Genomic DNA, 16,654 nt, shown 5'->3' on the forward strand with positions numbered 1-16,654 from the left:
TGCACCTGGCACAAGGAGTGTCGTGACCGCCGAAGCCCTGCCCGGGCCCGCCGGGCCCCGCAGACCGGGAGCGCTGCTGAGGACCGCCTCCGACGCCATCCCGCCCTCCGGGCTGGTGCTGCTGGCCATCCTGTCGGTGCAGGTGGGCGCGGGTTTCGCCAAGGACCTGTTCGCCCAGCTGCCACCGAGCGCGGTGGTGTTCCTGCGGATCGCGACGGGTGCGCTGATCATGGGAGTGATCGCCAGGCCCCGGCTGAAGGGACTGACCCGGGCGGACCTCGCGGCGGGCGCGGCCTTCGGCCTGACGCTTGGCCTGATGAACCTGTCGTTCTACGAGGCGCTGGCCCGGCTGCCCATGGGCATCGCGGTGGCGATCGAGTTCCTCGGGCCGCTCGGTGTCGCGGTGGCGGCCTCGCGCCGCCGCCTCGACCTGCTCTGGGTCGTGCTCGCCGCCTCCGGCGTGGTGCTGCTGGCCCCGTGGGGCGCCTCGACCTCCAGGATCAGCTGGGCCGGAATCGCCTTCGCCCTGGTCGCGGGGGCCTGCTGGGCCGGCTACATCCTGCTGGCGGCCTCGGTCGGCCGGCGCTTCCCCGGGGCCACCGGCCTCTCCCTGGCGATGATCATCTCCTTCGTGCTGATCGCCCCCTTCGGGATCACCTCGGGCGGCGCCGACCTGCTCCGGCCCGAACTGCTGCTGATCGGTGTCGGGGTGGGCCTGCTGTCGTCGGTCATCCCCTACTCGATAGAGCTGGAGGCGCTGCGCAGGATGCCCAAGCGGGTCTTCGGCATCCTGATGAGCCTGGAGCCCGCGGCGGCCGCGCTGGTCGGCCTGCTGGTACTGGGCGAGGTGCTCCAGGTACGCGAGTGGGCCGCCATCGGCTGCGTGGTCATCGCCAGCGTCGGCGCCACCCGCGGCTCGCGCTGACCCGCGCCGCTACTCGGGGCGGCTGGCCCAGATGCCGCGTACGTGCCGGATGTGCTCGCGCATCAGCCGCTCGGTACCGCTCACGTCTCCCGCCGAGAGCAGGTCGAGCAGCGTGAGGTGCTCGCGGGCGGAGTCGACCAGGACCCCCCTTTGGTGCAGAGCGGACAGGCCGTACAGGCGGGCCCGGTTGCGCAGGTCGCGGACCACCTCCACGAGGTGGGAGTTGCCCGCCAGGGCGAGCAGGTCCAGGTGGAAGCGGATGTCGGCGTCGACGTAACCGAGCAGGTCACCGCGCTCGGCCGCGTCGACGATCGCCCGGGCCTGTGGGCGGAGCGCCTCGAAGCTCGGCGCGCCCACGGCGCCGGCCGGTTTGCCGGCCAGTTGTGACACCGTGGGCACCTCGATCAGCCTGCGGAGCTCGGTCAACTCGTCCAGGTCGCGCTCGGACAGCTCGGTGACCCGGAAGCCCTTGTTGCGCACCGCCTCTACCAGGCCCTCCTTGGCCAGGTCGAGCATCGCCTCGCGCACCGGGGTCGCCGAGACGCCGAACTGGGCGGCGAGGGCCGGGGCGGAGTAGACCATGCCGGGTCTCATCTCACCGGTGATCAGTGCCGCTCTGAGCGCGTGTGCCACCTGCTCCCGCAGGCTCTGCCGCTCACGCACAGCCGGCAGGTCCGGCCGGCCGTCCGCCCTAGGAGCCATCCCCAAACCTCTCGTGTCGCTCGTGTCCACACCCGGTGGGCCGAGCCCGCCACCTTCACATCCTCCCAGGCCATACGCGTGCTCCCGAACACCCGGTGCCCTCATCAGGAGGGCGTGGCACCGGCGGCGGGCCCGCCTTCCTCAGCTCCCGCCGAGGTAGGCCTCGACCACCCGGGGGTCCCGGCGGAGCTCGGCGGCGGGTCCGTCGAGGACGCACTCGCCGTTCTCGATCACGTAACCACGGTGGGCGATCCCGAGGGCGGCGACGGCGTTCTGCTCGACGAGCAGCACCGAGGTTCCCTCGGCGTTGATGCCCGCGATGAGTTTCATCACCGAGGCGACGACCAGCGGCGCCAGGCCCATGGACGGCTCGTCCAGCAGCAGCAGCCGGGGCCCGGTGACCAGCGCCCTGCCGATCGCGAGCATCTGCTGCTCGCCGCCCGACAGCGTGCCCCCCTGCTGGGCGCGCCGCTCGGCCAGGCGGGGCAGCAACTCGTACACCTGCTCGATCCGCCTGCGGATCTCCGCCTGGTCGCGGACCAGGTAGCCGCCCAGCTGGAGATTCTCGTGGACGCTGAGCGTGCTGAAGATCCTGCGGCCCTCGGGGACGTGCACCAGGCCGCGGGCGGTGATCCTGTGCGGCTTCCGGCCGGTGATCTCGTGGCCGTCGAAGAGCACCCTGCCGCCGCTGGGGCGCAGCAGCCCCGAGACCGCGGCCAGCGTGGTGGTCTTGCCCGCGCCGTTGTTGCCCAGCAGGGCGACGATCTCCCCCTCGGCGACACCGAGGGACAGGCCGCGCAGGGCGTGCACGCCGCCGTAGTGGACGTCCAGCCCGTCGATGTCAAGCATGTGCGTCGCCCCCGGCCGAGTCCGCTTTCGCCGAGTCACCCTTCCCCGCGCTGTCCTGCCCCGCGGTCTGTTCCTCCAGCACGGTCTCCTCCGGTGCGCTCTCCTCCAGGACGGCGGGGTCGCCGCCGAGGTATGCCTCGATGACCGCCGGGTCGCGCCGGACGTCCTCGGGGCGGCCGTCGGCGATCTCCCTGCCGAAGTTGAGCACGACCACGCGCTCGGAGACCTCCATGACCAGCCCCATGTCGTGCTCGATGAGCACGATCGCCACGCCGAGCGCCTGGATGCGCCGGATCAGGTCGAGCATCTCGGCCTTCTCGCCGTGGTTGAGCCCGGCCGCGGGCTCGTCGAGCAGCAGCAGGTCGGGCCGGCGGGCCAGGGCGCGGGCGATCTCGGTGCGGCGCTGCTCGCCGTAGGGCAGGGCTCTGGCCTGCCCGTACCGGTCGCCGCGCAGGCCGACGAAGTCCAGCCAGTGGTGTGCCTGCTCGGTGCACTCGCGCTCGGAGCGCCGGTAGCGCGGGGTGTGCAGCAGGGCGTCCAGGACACTCTGGCGCAACCACAGGTGCGATCCGGCGCGCACGTTGTCCAGGACCGACAGCTCGCCGAACAGGCGCAGGTTCTGGAAGGTCCGCGCGACGCCCAGGCCCGCGATGGCCGAGGGCCGCAGTCCGGGCAGGTCCCTTCCACGCAGGGTGATCCGGCCCGAGGTGGGCCGGTAGAAGCCGGTGACGCAGTTGAAGGCCGACGTCTTGCCCGCCCCGTTGGGCCCGATCACGGAGACGATCTCCGCCTCGCCCACCGAGAACGACAGTCCGTCGATGGCCACCAGCCCGCCGAAGGACAGGCGCAGGTCGTCCACACTCAGCAGGCTCAAGGAACCTCCTTGGAACGAGCCGGCCAGAGCCCCTGGGGGCGCAGCAGCATGAAGGCGATGAGCAGGACGCCGAAGAGGAAGAACCGGTAGTCGGCGAGGTCGCGCAGGATCTCCGGCAGGACGCTGATCACGACGGCCCCGACGACGACGCCGGGCGTGGAACCCATGCCGCCGAGGACCACGGCCATCAACACCAGAGCCGACGACAGGAAGGTGAAGCTGCCCGGTGAGATGGCCGACAGGTGCGCGGCGAACAGCACCCCGGCCAGGCCGCCCCAGACCGCCCCCGCCACGTAGGCGGCGAGCTTGACCCGGTAGGTGTGCACGCCCATCGCCTCGGCCGCGTCCTCGTCCTCGCGGACGAAGCGCCAGGCCCGGCCCAGGCGGGAGCGGCCCAGCCTGGCCGCGCCGAGGACGGCCAGCGAGACGACGACCACGGTGAGGTAGTAGAAGGCCACCGGACCTTCGACCAGGTGCGGGATGCCGTAGATGCCCGAGGGGCCGCCGGTGACGTCCAGGTTGTTGGCGGTGATCCGGATGATCTCCCCGAAGCCGAGCGTCACGATGGCGAGGTAGTCACTGCGCAGCCGCAGCGTCGGCGCGCCGATGACGATCCCGGCGACGACCGTGACCACGATCACGGCGGGCACCGTGGCGAGCAGCGGCAACTCCAGTCGGGTGGCCAGCACCCCGCTGGTGTAGGCGCCGACCGCGAAGAAGGCGACGTAGCCCAGGTCGAGCAGGCCGCAGTAGCCGACCACGATGTTCAGCCCGGCGGCGAGCATCACCGCGATGGCCGCGCTGGTCATGACCGACAGCGCGTACGGCGTGGCGTCGACGAAGGGGGCCAGCAGCGCGACCAGCAGCCCCGCGAGCCCGGCCCAGCGGTTCTGCAGCAGCTTCGAGGCCCTGCTGGGCGGTGAGTCCGTACCGAGACGGCGGACCTTGGTCGCGCTCACACCCGCTCCGTCACACGCTCACCGAGCAGGCCGGTGGGCCGTACCGTCAGGAACAGGATCAGCACCCCGAAGGCGAACACGTCCCGCCACTCGCCGCCCAGCCAGAATGTGCCGAACGACTCCAGCAGCCCGAGGAGCAGTCCGCCGAGCATGGTGCCGGGGATGTTGCCGATGCCGCCGATGACCGCCGCCGTGAACGCCTTGAGGCCGATCAGGAAGCCCATCATGAAGTCGATCTTCCCGTAGTAGGCCCCCGCCATCACGCCCGCGGCCCCCGCCAGGGCCGAGCCGACGAAGAAGGCACGGGAGATCACCGCGTTGACGTCGATGCCCATCAGCGCGCTGGTACGCGGATCCAGTGCGATGGCCCGCATGGCCCTGCCCTCGCGGGTTCGGGTGACCAGCAGGTTGAGCCCTGCCATCAGCAGCACCGCCACGCCGATCAGGACGAGTTGCTGTGGGGTGATCCTGGCGCCGAGGACCTCGAACGAGGTACCGCCCAGCCGCACCGGGTAGACCCGGGGGTCGGCCCCGGCCACCGCGCGCATCCCGTACTCCAGGGCGAAGGAGGCGCCCACGGCGGTGATCAGCAGGGACAGCCGCGGGGCGCGGCGTAGCGGCCGGTAGGCGATCCGCTCCAGCGTCACCCCGGCCAGGCCGGTGACGACCATGGTCGCCAGGAGCACCGCGAGCAGCAGTGGCAGGGCCATGGCGGAGGACACGCCGCCGACCGCGCCGAGGATGGCGAAGCCGGCGAACGCGCCGAGCATGTACAGGTCGCCGTGGGCGAAGTTGAGCAGCTTGATGATCCCGTAGACCATGCTGTAACCCAGGGCCACCAGGGCGTAGAACGAGCCGACGAACAGCCCGTTCCAGATGAGTTGCGTCACTTCAGGGAGTCCTGCAGGGCGAATTTGTCGCTCTTGACGACGAGGATCTGGAAGCCTCCGTTGGCCAGGGTGTGTTCGGGGGTGAACTTCAGCGGCCCGGAGAACATCGGGAAGCCGTCGATCGCCTCAAGCGCCGCGATGACCTTGGTTCCGTCGGTGCCGCCCGCCTTGGTGACCGCCTCCGCGGCCAGCCGGACCGCGTCGTAGGCCTGGTTGGAGTACGGGCCCGGCTCGGCGCCGTACTTCTTCTTGTAGGCGTCGATCCAGCCCTCGGCGCCCTCCAGGGTGTCGGGGGTCTGGGTCATCGTGGCGTAGAGGCCCTCGGCGGCCTCGGCTCCGGCGATCTCGACCAGCTTGGGAGAGACCGAGCCGTCGCCGACCATGATGGAGCCCTTGTACCCGGCCTGCCGGAGCTGGCGCGCGATCAGGCCGCCCTCCTGGAAGTAACCGGTCCAGTAGACGAAGTCGGGCTTCTTGGCCAGCACGTTGGTGATGTTGGCGCTGTAGTCGCTCTCCTTCGGGGTGACCGCCTCGATGATCGCGGCCTCGGCCCCGCCGGGTGCCTCCAGCAGGTTTTGGGTGCGCAGCGCGATGTCCTTGGAGTAGCTGGTGTTGTCGTGCATCAGCGCGACGCTCTTGGAACCCTGCTTAGTGATCCACTTCTCCGCGGCCGCGGCCTGCTGGGAGCCGGTGCCGTTGATCAGGAAGACGTGCTTGAGCTTCTGGTCGACCAACTCCTGGGAGTTGGCAGCCGGAATGATCATGGGAATGCCGGCCTTGCCGAAGATCGGCAGGGTGGGGAGCGTCGCGCCGGAGCAGTAGCCGCCCACCGAGACGTCGATTCCCTCGGTGACCAGCTTGTTGGCGCCGGCGGCGGCCGACTGGGCGTCACAGGCGTCGTCGGCGGTCTTCAGTTCCAGCGTGCGGCCGAGCACGCCGCCCTTGGCGTTGATCTCGTCGATCGCGAGCTGCGCCGCGTTGCTCATGTAGGGACCGATGGCGGCCTCACTGCCCGACTGCGGGATCAGCATGCCGAGGACGATCGGCTCGTCCTTCCCGGCCGCGGTCTGCCCGGCACCGTCACCACCACCGAGCAGTCCCTGGCCACACCCGGTGACCAGGAGGCTGAGAACGGCCAGCGACGCGAAGGATTTCAGGGGGATGGCACGCATGTGCTGCTCCTCACATCTGGCGATGTGTGACATTGCACGTGCACGTAGAAGGACACGTCAAGACCCGAAACAAGATCGTTAGCGTTAGGACATCGCTTCTTCCGCAAGCTGCGACCCACCGGGACACGGGTCGCCGCCGGAGCCGGGGACGGCGACGTCTTTGCTGTTCAGAGCGGGTGCGGCCGACCGTGGGACGACCGGGACCGACCGGCCGGAGAACGGCGGGTCAGACCCCGGTCAACCCGGATGTCAGCAGGTCGGCGGGGTGGCGGGTCAGATGAGGAAACCCGCGGGGAACGGGTCGCGGGGGTCGAGGAAGTACTGGGCGGTGCCGGTGACCCACGCCCGCCCGGTGATGGCGGGGACCACCGCGGGCAGGCCCGCCACCTCCGTCTCCCCGACGAGCCGTCCGACGAACCGGGTGCCGATGAACGACTCGTTCACGAAATCGGTGTCCATCGGGAGCTCGCCCCTGGCGTGCAACTGGGCCATCCTGGCACTGGTGCCGGTGCCGCAGGGCGAGCGGTCGAACCAGCCGGGATGGATCGCCATCGCGTGCCGGGAGTGCCTGGCGTCGGAGCCCGGGGCCGTGAACTGCACGTGATGGCAGCCCCTGATACCGGGGGCCAGCGGATGCACCGGCTCGTCCTGCTCGTTGATCGCCCCCATGACGGCCAGCCCCGCGTCGAGGATCCGCTGGCCGTGCGAGCGTTCGAACGGCAGGCCCACGGACTCGATCGGCAGGATCGCGTAGTAGTTGCCGCCGTAGGCGAGGTCGTAGGCGACCTCGCCGATTCCGGGCACCTTGACCACGCGGTCCAGCCCCGCGCTGAAGGAGGGCACGTTGGTGACGGTCACCTCGGTGGCGGCCCCGTCCTCGACCCTGACCTCGGCGACGACCAGCCCGGCCGGGGTGTCCAGCCTGATGGTGGTGACCGGCTCGACGACCTCCACCATCCCGGTCTCGACGAGGACCGTGGCGACACCGATGGTGCCGTGCCCGCACATGGGCAGGCAGCCCGACACCTCGATGTAGAGCACGCCGTAGTCGGCGTCGGGCCGGGTGGGCGGCTGCAGGATGGCCCCGCTCATCGCCGAGTGGCCGCGGGGCTCGTACATGAGCAGGGTCCGCAGGTGGTCCATCTCGGCCAGGAAGTGCTCGCGCCGCTCGGCCATGGTCACGCCGGGGATGACCCCCACTCCCCCGGTGATCACCCGGGTGGGCATGCCCTCGGTGTGGGAGTCCACCGCGTGGAAGACCTTCTTCGTCCTCATCGACTCTCCTCGTGAGAAAGGGAAAACGGGACCGGCCTACCGCAGGCCCTCGGCCAGGGCCTTCTCGGTGGCCGCGCGGACTGCGGCCTCCTGCTCGCCGGGGAGCCCGAGCCTGGGTGGGCGGCACGGGCCGCCGTAACGTCCGGCGAGACCCATGGAGAGCTTGATGGCCTGCACGAACACCGGTTTGGAGTCCCACCGGAGCAGCGGGTGCAGCGCGCGGTAGAGCGGCAGCGCGGTGGCCGTGTCCCCGGCGGCGGCCGCCCGGTAGAGGGCGACCGTCGAGGCGGGCAACGCGTTGGGGAAGCCGGCCACCCAGCCGACCGCTCCGGCGGTGACCAGTTCGAGCAGCACGTCGTCGGCCCCGGCCAGCACGTCCAGCCCCGGGGCCAGTTCGGCGATCTCGTAGATCCGGCGGACGTCGCCGCTGAACTCCTTGACGCCCGCGATCAGGCCCTCGGAGTGCAGGGTGGCCAGCAGGCGTGGGGTGAGGTCGACCCGGGTGTCGAAGGGGTTGTTGTAGGCCACCACCGGCAGACCGGCCCTGGCCACCTCGCGGTAGTGCTCCAGCACCGTCCTGTCGTCGGCGCGGTAGGCGTTCGGCGGGAGCAGCATCACCGCGCGGCACCCGGCCTCACCGGCCTGCTCGGCCCAGCGGCGGGCCTCCAGGGCGCCGTAGGCCGCGACGCCCGGCATGACGCGGTCGCCGCCGACGGCCGCGACCGCGCTCTCCACCACCGAGGCCCGCTCCCGGGAGCTCAGCGTCTGGTACTCCCCCAGCGACCCGTTCGGCACGACACCGTCACAGCCGGAGGCGACCAGCCACCGGCAGTGTTCGGCGTAGCCGTCCAGATCGACCGAAAGGTCCGCGCGCAGGGGCAGCGCGGTGGCCACCGTCACGCCGTGCCAGGGTTTCACCCGGGTCGTCATCGGTTCTCCTTGAGTCGGGGGGACCCTCGCCTTGGGACGAGGAGAAATCAGAGAGGGAGGATGTCAACCTTCCGAGGAGGTTTTCCGCCCGTCCGGAGCGGGCCGGGCCCGCGCGGCGAGGTCACCGAGCCTGACGGGCTGGGCGATCGGGCGCCGGGGCGGCGCGGGATCCTCACCGACGAGGCAGGCGACCGCGTAGCCGCACATCCGGCCCTGGCACCATCCCATCCCCGGGCGTGCCAGCAGCTTGACCGAGCGCGCGTCGACGGCGCCCATGGCCTGGGCCTCGCGTACCGCCGACAGGGGCACCTCCTCACAGCGGCACACCAGCGTGTCGTCGCGGAGCCAGTCCTGCCAGCCCGGCCGTAGCGGGTAGGCGCCCTGCAGGGCTCGCGCGAAGGCGGCGAGCCGGTCCCTGCGCCGGGACAGGGCGGGGTCGGGCGGTGTGGGGCGGCCCAGGTCGGCGGCCGCGGCCCGGCCCGCGATCCGGCCCTCCACCTCGGCGAGCGCGGCCCCGCCGACACCGGTGGCCTCCCCTGCCGCGTAGACGCCGGGCACGCTGGTGCGCATGCCCGCGTCCACCGCGACGACCGGGCCCCCGTCGGGGTCGCGGCGGGTGGCGCAGTCCAACTGGAGGGGCAGGTCGAGCTGGGGGACGAAACCGTAGCCGCAGGCGAGGGTGTCGCACTCGACGGTTCTCGTCGAGAGCGGCCGCCAGGCGGCGTCCAGGCTCGCCACGGTGACGTGGGTCAGCGCGGTCTCACCGTGCGCGGCGATCACCGCCTCGCGGCCACTGTAGGGAACCCGGTGGCGGGCCAGACGCGCCGCGTACCCGAGGGCCTCCGCCGCCCGGCCGGCGGCGAGCAGTGGATGCCTGGCGAGCCCGAACCTGCGGTTGGCCTCGTGCACGCCGAGCACCTGGGCCCCCGCGTCCGCCAGGCCCGCGGCGACCGGGAGCAGGAAGGGGCCGGTACCCGCGACCACGACCCGGCGGCCCGCGACGACCAGATCACCCTTGAGCAGCGCCTGCGCACCGCCCGCGGTGAGCACGCCCGGCAGGTCCCAGCCGGGGAACGGCAGCGGCCTGTCGTGGGCACCGGTGGCGACCAGCAGCCCGCGCGCGGTCACCGTACGGGGCCGTTCCTCGCGGTCTCCCTCCAGGCAGCGCACGGTGATCGCCCCGTCCGCGCGCTCGACGGCCCAGACCCGTGTGCTCAGCAGCACCTCGGCGCGCTCGCGGAGCGCCTCCCACTGGCGGGTGAACCTGTCGAGGCCGTGGTGGAGCGCGCCGGGCCTGGCGGCGTGGAACCCCTCGGCAGGGCGCCGGAAGTACTGGCCGCCCGGTCGTCCGGCCCCGTCGACCAGCACGACGTCCAGCCCGGCCAGGGCGGCGGTGAGCGCGCCCGCGACCCCGGCGGGACCCGCGCCGACGACGGCCAGGTCGTGGATCCGTGTCATCGGCCGCTCACCGCTCTCCTCCGGCGCCGGAAGGCGCCGGAGCCTCTCCGGTGGTGACCAGGTCTCCTGGGCGGGCCTCGGTCAGGCAGGCACGCAGGGAGGGAACCCCGTTCACCGTGACCAGGCAGTCGAAACAGACCCCGATGCCGCAGTACAACCCTCGTGGACGCCCGCCGAACCTGGTGGTGCGCCACGATCGGATGCCCGCACCGTGCATGGCGGCGCCGACGCTCTGGCCGGGGACCACCGCGACGGGGGCGCCGTCCACGCTGATCTCGAACTCCGGCTCGGGCCGTGCCCGCACCAGGCGGTACGGCCCGCTCATCGGGCACCTGGCGTCATGACGCCTCCTGTGGGAAACGGTCCGGGCTGAAGGGGGCGAGGTCCAGGTCGGGGTCGAGGCCTGCCAGGAGCCGGGCGATCAGATGGCCGGTGGCCGGGGCCAGGCCGATGCCCGCGCCCTCGTGGCCGCAGGCGTGGTAGAGCCCGGGGACCCGGGGATCCTCGCCGATCACCGGCAGATGGTCGGGACAGTAGGGACGGAAACCGCAGTAGGCCCGGATCACCCGGTACGCCGCCAGGGCGGGGAACAGTTCGACGGCCTGGCGGGCGAGGCGTTCGAGCACCGGAACGGAGATCGTGCGGTCGAAGCCGACCCGCTCGCGGCTGGCGCCGATGAGCACCGGCCCCGACGGGGTGCTCTCCACGACGGCGGAGGTCTCCAGCCCCTCCGAGTCGCTGGCCACCGCGGTGACGTAGCCGGCGGTGTAGACCTTGTGCCTGATGAGCGGCCCGGCGAGCGGCTCGGTGACCAGGATGAAACCGCGCCTGGGCAGGATGGGCACGCGCACCCCGGCCAGCGCGGCGATCTCGCCGCCCCAGGTGCCCGCGGCGTTGACGACGGCTCCGGCGAGGATGTCGCCGCAGGAGGTGGTGACGCCGGTGACCCGGTCGCCGTCGCGCAGGAAGCCGGTCACCGTGACACCTGTGCGCAGCATCAGGGCGCCGTGCCCGAACCGTTCCGCGCCCCGCCGGATGAGCCTGGCCGCCGCCAGCATCGGCTGCACCTGGGCGTCGTGCGGGTAGAACACGCCGCCGGCGAGCCCTTTCGCCAGGTGGGGCTCGTAGTCACCGAGCTCTCCGGCGGCGACGGCGACGCACTCGACGCCCTGCTCACCCGCCAGGCCGGTGAGCGCCTCAAGCACCTCGTCCGTCTCGGCGACCACCAGGCCGCCCTTGGCCTCGAACTCGAAACCGCCATCGGGCCCGCCATCGGGCCCGTCGGCGGCCAGGTCACGCCAGAGCCGGTTGGAGAGCAGCGCCAGGTCGAGTTCGGGGCCCGGCCCCTTGTCGGAGACCAGCACGTTGCCCTCGCCCGCGCCCGTGGTGCCGCCCGCCACCGCCCCCCGGTCGACGACCAGCACGTCCAGCCCCGCGCGGGCGGCGTAGTAGGCGCAGGCGGCGCCGACAACTCCGGCGCCGACGACCACCACGTCCGGCATGACTCACCTCGCTTCCAGGCTCGCCAGTAATATGTCACATACCTTTCGATGGATCAATGCACCGGACCGGACGCCACGGAGGTGCCACCGGCTCAGCCCACCCCTACCCGTGGACCCGCCAGGCACGCCGTCCGAGGTGGGATGTCCCACACCGGAGGCGACCCGCTGCCCGAGGTTCCGGGAGGTGCCGGAGGACCGGGGCGAAAGCCCCCGTACCGGTCCCGGCGTCAGGGGTCCACGACGGGACCGCCCTCCTCGCCGCCTAGCATGTGAGCGTGAAGCACCTCCTTGACCAGACCCGTCTGCAGACCGCGAAACTGACCTGGATCGTGGGGCCGCCGACCTTCCGCACCCTGCGCCGCTGGGCGCTGGCGTCGGTGGCGGTCAACGTCGGGATCACGGTGACGGGTGCCGCGGTGCGGGTCACCGGCTCCGGCCTGGGCTGCCCCACCTGGCCCAGGTGTACGCCGGACAGCTTCATCCCGGTGGCCCACGACGACATCTCGCCGATCAACATGGCGATCGAGTTCGGCAACCGGCTGCTGACCTTCCTGGTGCTGGCCATCGGCCTGGCCTGCCTGCTCGCCGCCCTGCGGCTGCTGCCCCGCCGCCCCGATCTGGTCAGGCTGGCCTGGCTGCAGCCGATCGGTGTGGCCGTGCAGGGACTCTGGGGCGGCTTGGTCGTGCGCACCGCGCTCAACCCGGTCACCGTGAGCGTGCACTTCCTGGTCTCCATCGGCATGATCGCCGCGGCGTACGCGCTGTACGCCCGGGCCGGCGAGGGCGCGGGCCCGCCGCGACGCCTGGTCAACCAGCACGTCCGCACGCTCGGTTTCGTGCTCACCGCCGCCGTGTTCGTCCTGCTCGTCGTGGGCGTGGTGGTGACCGGTACCGGGCCGCACTCCGGGGACGCGATGGCCTCCCGGTTCGACTTCGACATCGAGACCGTGGCGAGGATCCACGCCGACGTCGCCTACGTGGTGGTCGGCCTCACCTTCGCGCTGGCGTTCGCGCTGCACATCACCGACGCGCCCGGGCACGCCCGGCGGGCCGCCTGGACACTGCTCGGCGTGGAGGCGGCACAGGGCGGGATCGGATACGTCCAGTACTTCCTGGGCGTGCCCGCGGCCCTGGTCAACCTGCACGTGCTCGGCTCGGCCCTGGTCTGGGTCTGTGCGCTGCGGGTGGTGTTCACGATGCGCTCGCGCGGCCCGGCGGGCGCGACGGCCACCGAGGGCGCGGACGAACTCGACCGGGTCCCGGCCTGACCGCCGGCTCCGCTCCCGCCGGGAAAGGCCCGCGACGGCCGTGTGGAAACCTGTCCGGAGGATCCCGACCCACCGGACGCGTTCGACTCGGCCGTCACCTGACCGCGACAATGGCCGGATGCCGCTGTCGCGAAGGTTCCTCCGGCTCTCCTACCAAGGCGCGGTGCTGCTGAGCGTCCTGGCCCTCGCACCGCTGACCTGGGTCTGGCTGACCAGCTCCGGCCACCGGGCGGTCGCGGACTCCTCACCCGGCTGGATCGCCGGGGTTCCCGAGGCGCCGGTGGCGCTGGTACTGGGGGCGGCCGCCTTCGGGGGCAGCCCTTCCCCGATGCTGGCCAGACGGCTGGACATCTCCGCCGAGCTGTACCGGGCCGGCAAGGTCAGGGCGATCCTGCTGTCGGGCGACAACGGGCGGATCGAGTACGACGAGCCGACCGTGATGCGCGACTACCTGCTCGCCCGTGGCATACCGGCCAGGGCGCTCGTCCTCGACTACGCCGGTTTCGACACCTGGGACTCGTGCGTGCGCGCCCGCGCCGTGTTCGGCGCCACCCGCCTCACCGTGGTCACCCAGCTCTTCCACCTGCCCAGAGCCGTCACCCTGTGCCGTACGGCGGGCCTGGAGACCTTCGGCGTGGGCGACGACTCCTCCCGGCGGTGGGCCTCCACCTACGTCTACGCGGCCCGCGAGTTCGCCGCCTCCGCGAAGGGCCTCCTCGACGCCGTGGTCCTCGACTCCGCTCCCGTCTTCCCCGGGCCGCGCGAGACCTCCCTGCAGGCCGCGCTTCAGTCGGGGTGAACGCCGCGCCCTGGGGGCGGACGCCACTGGGCGGCGTCGGGGTGCCCCGAGGTCCCGGGGGCACCGTCCCACGGATACGGCGAGTTCCCCGGCGGGACGTTGCCGCCGGGGGGCTGCGGTGGTGGCTGCGGGGTGAACTGAGCGCGGGAGGCGGCCATGCACTCCAGCAGCGCCCGCTGCTCCTCGTTGAACGTACGCTCGTCGATCACGTGCCCCCTGGCCCGCTCGTGGAGCAGGCCCAGCTCGGTGGCCGCGAGCTGGTAGTCGCTCATCGCCCGCAGGCCCGCCCTGCCGCCGTTGTTCCTGGCCCACTTCCTGGCGTGGCGGCGCCCCGGCAGGGAGGAGAGCATCGCGACGTCGTACGAGGAGACCAGTCCCGTCGCCCAGTAGGCGGGCAGGTAGGTCTGGATGAGCCCGATGATCCGCTTGCGGTCGCGGAAGATGATCCAGATCAGCACGAACAGCACGATCATCAGCAGCAGGTAGGCGATGGCCAGGCCGGCGAAGCCGACGTAGGAGGCGAAACCATTCCAGATGCCGTGCAGCAGCATCGCGCCGATCCACCCGGCGGCGATGACGAAGATCCGGCCAGGCCCCCGGCGCTGCGCCGCGTAGGCCACCGCGACACCGATCATGGAGGTGAACAGCGGGTGGGCGAACGGTGAGAGGATGCCGCGCAGCACGACGGTCACCGCCAGGCCCTGCGCGCCCATGTCGTCGAGCGCGGCCACGTAGTAGCTGACGTTCTCGCTCATGGCGAAGCCGAGGCCGACCATGCTGGCGTAGATGATGCCGTCGGTGGGCCCGTCGAGCTCCGCGCGCCTGAACCTGAGCAGGCCCAGCAGCACCAGGCCCTTCATCGTCTCCTCGACCACCGGGGCACCGAACGTGGCGGCGATGTTGCGCGCGTAGTCGTAGCCGAGCCCGGCGGCGTTCTCGATGTAGACGAGGCCGAGGGAGTTGACGACCCCGGCGACCAGGACCGCCACGCCCGCTCCCCAGGCGAACGCGAAGATCAGATTGCCTCGCGGCTCGGGCTCGATCCGGTCGAGCGCCAGCACCGCGGCCAGCAGCACGGGAACGGGCGCCAGCGCGAGGATCAGGGCGATGAAGAAATAGACGGGGTCGCCGTTCAGCACGTCGAAGGAGAGCGACACCAGGCCGCACAGTCCCGTCAGGACGAGTCCGGTGATCAGCGCGAGCGACGGGCGATCCCTGAGCACCCACCGGGGGTCACGGCTGGCCATGAGGCAACCGTAACCGTTGACTTCCGCCCCATGAATCAAACCGGGATATCTCAGCGCGAAGGTCTACGATCGGCGCCCGACGGCCGGCACTCCACCCCCCGGATACGGAAACCATGCCGAGCCCTGGAACGGCCCCGGGACCGGAGCGGTGATCCGGCTCCCGAGGTTTTCCGACGACCATGAGTTGCCCTCCCCACGACCAGGCCCGGCCCGGGCCGGGCAAGAAAACGTGTTCCCCACCCGGGAGACGTCTCCCCCTCGAACGAGACGCGGAAACGGGCATGTGGCAGGAGAGCGTATCTGTGAGAGGGCTCAGACGAACATCGAGTCGATGGCGACGGCGAGGAAGAGCAGCGCCAGGTAGGCGTTGGACCAGTGGAAGAAGCGCATCGGGCGCAGATCGACCCCCGTCTTGCCCGCGTTGACCCGGCCGAGGAGGCGGTGAACCTCCCACAGGCAGGCGGCGCCGAGGACGGCGGCGACGGCGGGGTAGAGCAGGGTGGTTCCGGCCACCGGCCACAGCAGCAGCGAGCAGAGCACCGTCGCCCAGGTGTAGACGATGCTCTCCAGCACCACCCGGCGCTCGGTGGCGACCACCGGAAGCATGGGGACCTTCGCCGCGGCGTAGTCCTCCTTGTAGCGCATGGCGAGGGTCCAGGTGTGCGGAGGCGTCCAGAAGAACACCACGCCGAAGAGCACCACGGGGGCCCAGTCGAGGCTGCCGGTGACACCGGCCCAGCCGATCAGCACCGGCATGCAGCCCGCGATCCCCCCCCACACCACGTTCTGCGAGGTCCGCCGCTTGAGGATCATCGAGTAGACGAGCACGTAGAACAGGTTCGCGGCCAGCGACAGGCCGGCGGCGAGCCAGTTCACGGTCAACCCGAGGCCAAGGGTCGACAGCACCCCGAGAATGATCCCGAAGATCAGCGCGTTGGTCGGCGGCACCAGGTCGCGGGCGAGCGGACGGCGCCGGGTGCGGCGCATGGCCGCGTCGATGTCACGGTCGATGTAGCAGTTCAGGGCGTTCGCACTGCCCGCCGACAGGGTGCCGAACACCAGGGTGTTGACGGCGATCCACAGCGGTGGCAGGCCCTTGGCCGCCAGGAACATCACCGGCAGCGTCGTGATCAGCAGCAGCTCGATGATCCGCGGCTTCGTGAGGGCGACGTAGGCCTTCACGACGTCGCCGAAGGAACGAGACGCGGCGTGTTCGGCCGCGTCCGCCTCGGGCAGGACCGTCGATTGCTTGTCGGTGAGCACCATCTAAGGCGCTTCCAGCACGTGCGGGGTCAACGCGTAACCTCTGATTAGAGCGGATCCATGGATGCGGGCACCAGCCAGCCTTTGAGGACTCACTGTAGTTGCAGGGGAGTCCGGTCCCGGCACGGGGTGCGGAAGCCTCACGAGGCGACACCCGCCGTGCCGGGGAAACGCGCCGACCGCCGATCTGACGGAACCGCCCCGGATCGATCTACGCCACGTTGACGCCCTCTCCGGCGGGAACGCCGAAGATCCCTGCCATGTCGTCTGCGCGACATCTTGGTGGGTTCCTGTCTCACAGCCAAGTGCCCGAGTGTGTTCAGGTCTTGTCCCAGCTCCGCAGGCGTTTAACGTCTCCGCCCGCCCGGCGGCGACCCGAGCACTGCACTGGATTTCGCCCTGATCGACAGCGAAACGCGGAGGGGCGAGGCACGCTTGCGCCCTGGCAGGCACTTTCCCGCAAACCTTCCCCGCCCCGAAGCCCGGAGCCCTGGCCGGTACTCAGCTAACGCGGCCGAAACCGTTAGGGTCCCATGTGGGC

16 protein-coding genes are annotated in these 16,654 nt (G+C 71.5%); 3 read left to right on the top strand and 13 right to left on the bottom strand.

The window, feature by feature from the left end; genetic code table 11:
* The first annotated feature begins 22 nt into the window (after positions 1–22).
* On the top strand, positions 23–925 hold the full coding sequence (locus tag IG98_RS0102705) for an EamA family transporter (protein WP_030904871.1): 903 nt from the start codon (positions 23–25) through the stop codon (positions 923–925).
* Positions 926–934: 9 nt separating this feature from the next.
* Here the strand turns inward: IG98_RS0102705 and IG98_RS0102710 are convergent, their stop codons facing one another.
* The 11 genes from IG98_RS0102710 to IG98_RS0102760 all read right to left on the bottom strand — a co-directional run bounded on the left by IG98_RS0102710 (position 935) and on the right by IG98_RS0102760 (position 11,536).
* Positions 935–1,627: a GntR family transcriptional regulator gene (locus IG98_RS0102710; RefSeq protein ID WP_030904873.1), complete on the bottom strand. Its 693-nt coding sequence runs from the start codon at positions 1,625–1,627 to the stop codon at positions 935–937.
* Positions 1,628–1,768: 141 nt separating this feature from the next.
* On the bottom strand, positions 1,769–2,476 hold the full coding sequence (locus IG98_RS0102715; protein ID WP_030904876.1) for an ABC transporter ATP-binding protein: 708 nt from the start codon (positions 2,474–2,476) through the stop codon (positions 1,769–1,771).
* On the bottom strand, positions 2,469–3,350 hold the full coding sequence (locus tag IG98_RS0102720) for an ABC transporter ATP-binding protein (protein ID WP_169750051.1): 882 nt from the start codon (positions 3,348–3,350) through the stop codon (positions 2,469–2,471). Before IG98_RS0102720 ends, IG98_RS0102715 begins: the two co-directional genes overlap by 8 nt.
* Entirely contained in the window at positions 3,347–4,309 is a 963-nt protein-coding gene (locus tag IG98_RS0102725; RefSeq protein WP_030904881.1) for a branched-chain amino acid ABC transporter permease, read from the bottom strand. The genes IG98_RS0102720 and IG98_RS0102725 overlap by 4 nt, the downstream gene beginning before the upstream one ends.
* Positions 4,306–5,199 (bottom strand): branched-chain amino acid ABC transporter permease, encoded by an 894-nt coding sequence (locus IG98_RS0102730; RefSeq protein ID WP_030904884.1) that lies wholly within the window; start codon positions 5,197–5,199, stop codon positions 4,306–4,308. The genes IG98_RS0102725 and IG98_RS0102730 overlap by 4 nt, the downstream gene beginning before the upstream one ends.
* On the bottom strand, positions 5,196–6,371 hold the full coding sequence (locus IG98_RS0102735) for a branched-chain amino acid ABC transporter substrate-binding protein (RefSeq protein WP_030904887.1): 1,176 nt from the start codon (positions 6,369–6,371) through the stop codon (positions 5,196–5,198). The genes IG98_RS0102730 and IG98_RS0102735 overlap by 4 nt, the downstream gene beginning before the upstream one ends.
* A gap of 273 nt (positions 6,372–6,644) precedes the next feature.
* Positions 6,645–7,646 (bottom strand): proline racemase family protein, encoded by a 1,002-nt coding sequence (locus tag IG98_RS0102740; protein WP_030904890.1) that lies wholly within the window; start codon positions 7,644–7,646, stop codon positions 6,645–6,647.
* Between the two features lie 36 nt (positions 7,647–7,682).
* Positions 7,683–8,576, bottom strand: coding sequence for a dihydrodipicolinate synthase family protein (locus IG98_RS0102745; RefSeq protein ID WP_030904892.1), 894 nt, complete (start codon positions 8,574–8,576; stop codon positions 7,683–7,685).
* Positions 8,577–8,639: 63 nt separating this feature from the next.
* The gene (locus IG98_RS0102750) at positions 8,640–10,034 is read right to left on the bottom strand and encodes an FAD/NAD(P)-dependent oxidoreductase (RefSeq protein WP_037969217.1); all 1,395 of its coding nucleotides are present in this window, start codon (positions 10,032–10,034) and stop codon (positions 8,640–8,642) included.
* A gap of 7 nt (positions 10,035–10,041) precedes the next feature.
* Positions 10,042–10,359: a (2Fe-2S)-binding protein gene (locus IG98_RS0102755; RefSeq protein ID WP_030904897.1), complete on the bottom strand. Its 318-nt coding sequence runs from the start codon at positions 10,357–10,359 to the stop codon at positions 10,042–10,044.
* A gap of 13 nt (positions 10,360–10,372) precedes the next feature.
* On the bottom strand, positions 10,373–11,536 hold the full coding sequence (locus IG98_RS0102760; RefSeq protein WP_030904900.1) for an NAD(P)/FAD-dependent oxidoreductase: 1,164 nt from the start codon (positions 11,534–11,536) through the stop codon (positions 10,373–10,375).
* 275 nt (positions 11,537–11,811) lie between these two features.
* Between IG98_RS0102760 and IG98_RS0102765 the strand changes: the two genes are divergently transcribed.
* Together IG98_RS0102765 and IG98_RS0102770 are read left to right on the top strand one after the other, a co-directional pair.
* Positions 11,812–12,804, top strand: coding sequence for a COX15/CtaA family protein (locus IG98_RS0102765; RefSeq protein WP_030904903.1), 993 nt, complete (start codon positions 11,812–11,814; stop codon positions 12,802–12,804).
* Between the two features lie 118 nt (positions 12,805–12,922).
* Positions 12,923–13,603, top strand: a complete 681-nt coding sequence (locus IG98_RS0102770; protein WP_030904906.1) for a SanA/YdcF family protein — start codon at positions 12,923–12,925, stop codon at positions 13,601–13,603.
* Here IG98_RS0102770 and IG98_RS0102775 read toward each other — a convergent pair.
* Both IG98_RS0102775 and IG98_RS0102780 read right to left on the bottom strand, forming a co-directional pair.
* Positions 13,591–14,850, bottom strand: coding sequence for a PrsW family intramembrane metalloprotease (locus tag IG98_RS0102775; protein ID WP_051751411.1), 1,260 nt, complete (start codon positions 14,848–14,850; stop codon positions 13,591–13,593). The genes IG98_RS0102770 and IG98_RS0102775 overlap by 13 nt on opposite strands.
* A gap of 312 nt (positions 14,851–15,162) precedes the next feature.
* Positions 15,163–16,116 (bottom strand): heme o synthase, encoded by a 954-nt coding sequence (locus IG98_RS0102780; protein ID WP_030904911.1) that lies wholly within the window; start codon positions 16,114–16,116, stop codon positions 15,163–15,165.
* Between the last annotated feature and the right edge of the window lie 538 nt (positions 16,117–16,654).

It is taken from the genome of Streptosporangium amethystogenes, assembly GCF_000721075.1.
Lineage (GTDB): Bacteria > Actinomycetota > Actinomycetes > Streptosporangiales > Streptosporangiaceae > Streptosporangium > Streptosporangium amethystogenes.

Excerpts from the sequence above, each read along its gene's own strand:
- IG98_RS0102710 (WP_030904873.1), bottom strand. The coding sequence starts at position 1,627 with ATGGCTCCTAGGGCGGACGGCCGGCCGGACCTGCCGGCTGTGCGTGAG.
- IG98_RS0102715 (WP_030904876.1), bottom strand. The coding sequence starts at position 2,476 with ATGCTTGACATCGACGGGCTGGACGTCCACTACGGCGGCGTGCACGCC.
- IG98_RS0102735 (WP_030904887.1), bottom strand. The coding sequence starts at position 6,371 with ATGCGTGCCATCCCCCTGAAATCCTTCGCGTCGCTGGCCGTTCTCAGC.
- IG98_RS0102740 (WP_030904890.1), bottom strand. The coding sequence starts at position 7,646 with ATGAGGACGAAGAAGGTCTTCCACGCGGTGGACTCCCACACCGAGGGC.
- IG98_RS0102745 (WP_030904892.1), bottom strand. The coding sequence starts at position 8,576 with ATGACGACCCGGGTGAAACCCTGGCACGGCGTGACGGTGGCCACCGCG.
- IG98_RS0102750 (WP_037969217.1), bottom strand. The coding sequence starts at position 10,034 with ATGACACGGATCCACGACCTGGCCGTCGTCGGCGCGGGTCCCGCCGGG.
- IG98_RS0102755 (WP_030904897.1), bottom strand. The coding sequence starts at position 10,359 with ATGAGCGGGCCGTACCGCCTGGTGCGGGCACGGCCCGAGCCGGAGTTC.
- IG98_RS0102760 (WP_030904900.1), bottom strand. The coding sequence starts at position 11,536 with ATGCCGGACGTGGTGGTCGTCGGCGCCGGAGTTGTCGGCGCCGCCTGC.
- IG98_RS0102770 (WP_030904906.1), top strand. The coding sequence starts at position 12,923 with ATGCCGCTGTCGCGAAGGTTCCTCCGGCTCTCCTACCAAGGCGCGGTG.
- IG98_RS0102775 (WP_051751411.1), bottom strand. The coding sequence starts at position 14,850 with ATGGCCAGCCGTGACCCCCGGTGGGTGCTCAGGGATCGCCCGTCGCTC.
- IG98_RS0102780 (WP_030904911.1), bottom strand. The coding sequence starts at position 16,116 with ATGGTGCTCACCGACAAGCAATCGACGGTCCTGCCCGAGGCGGACGCG.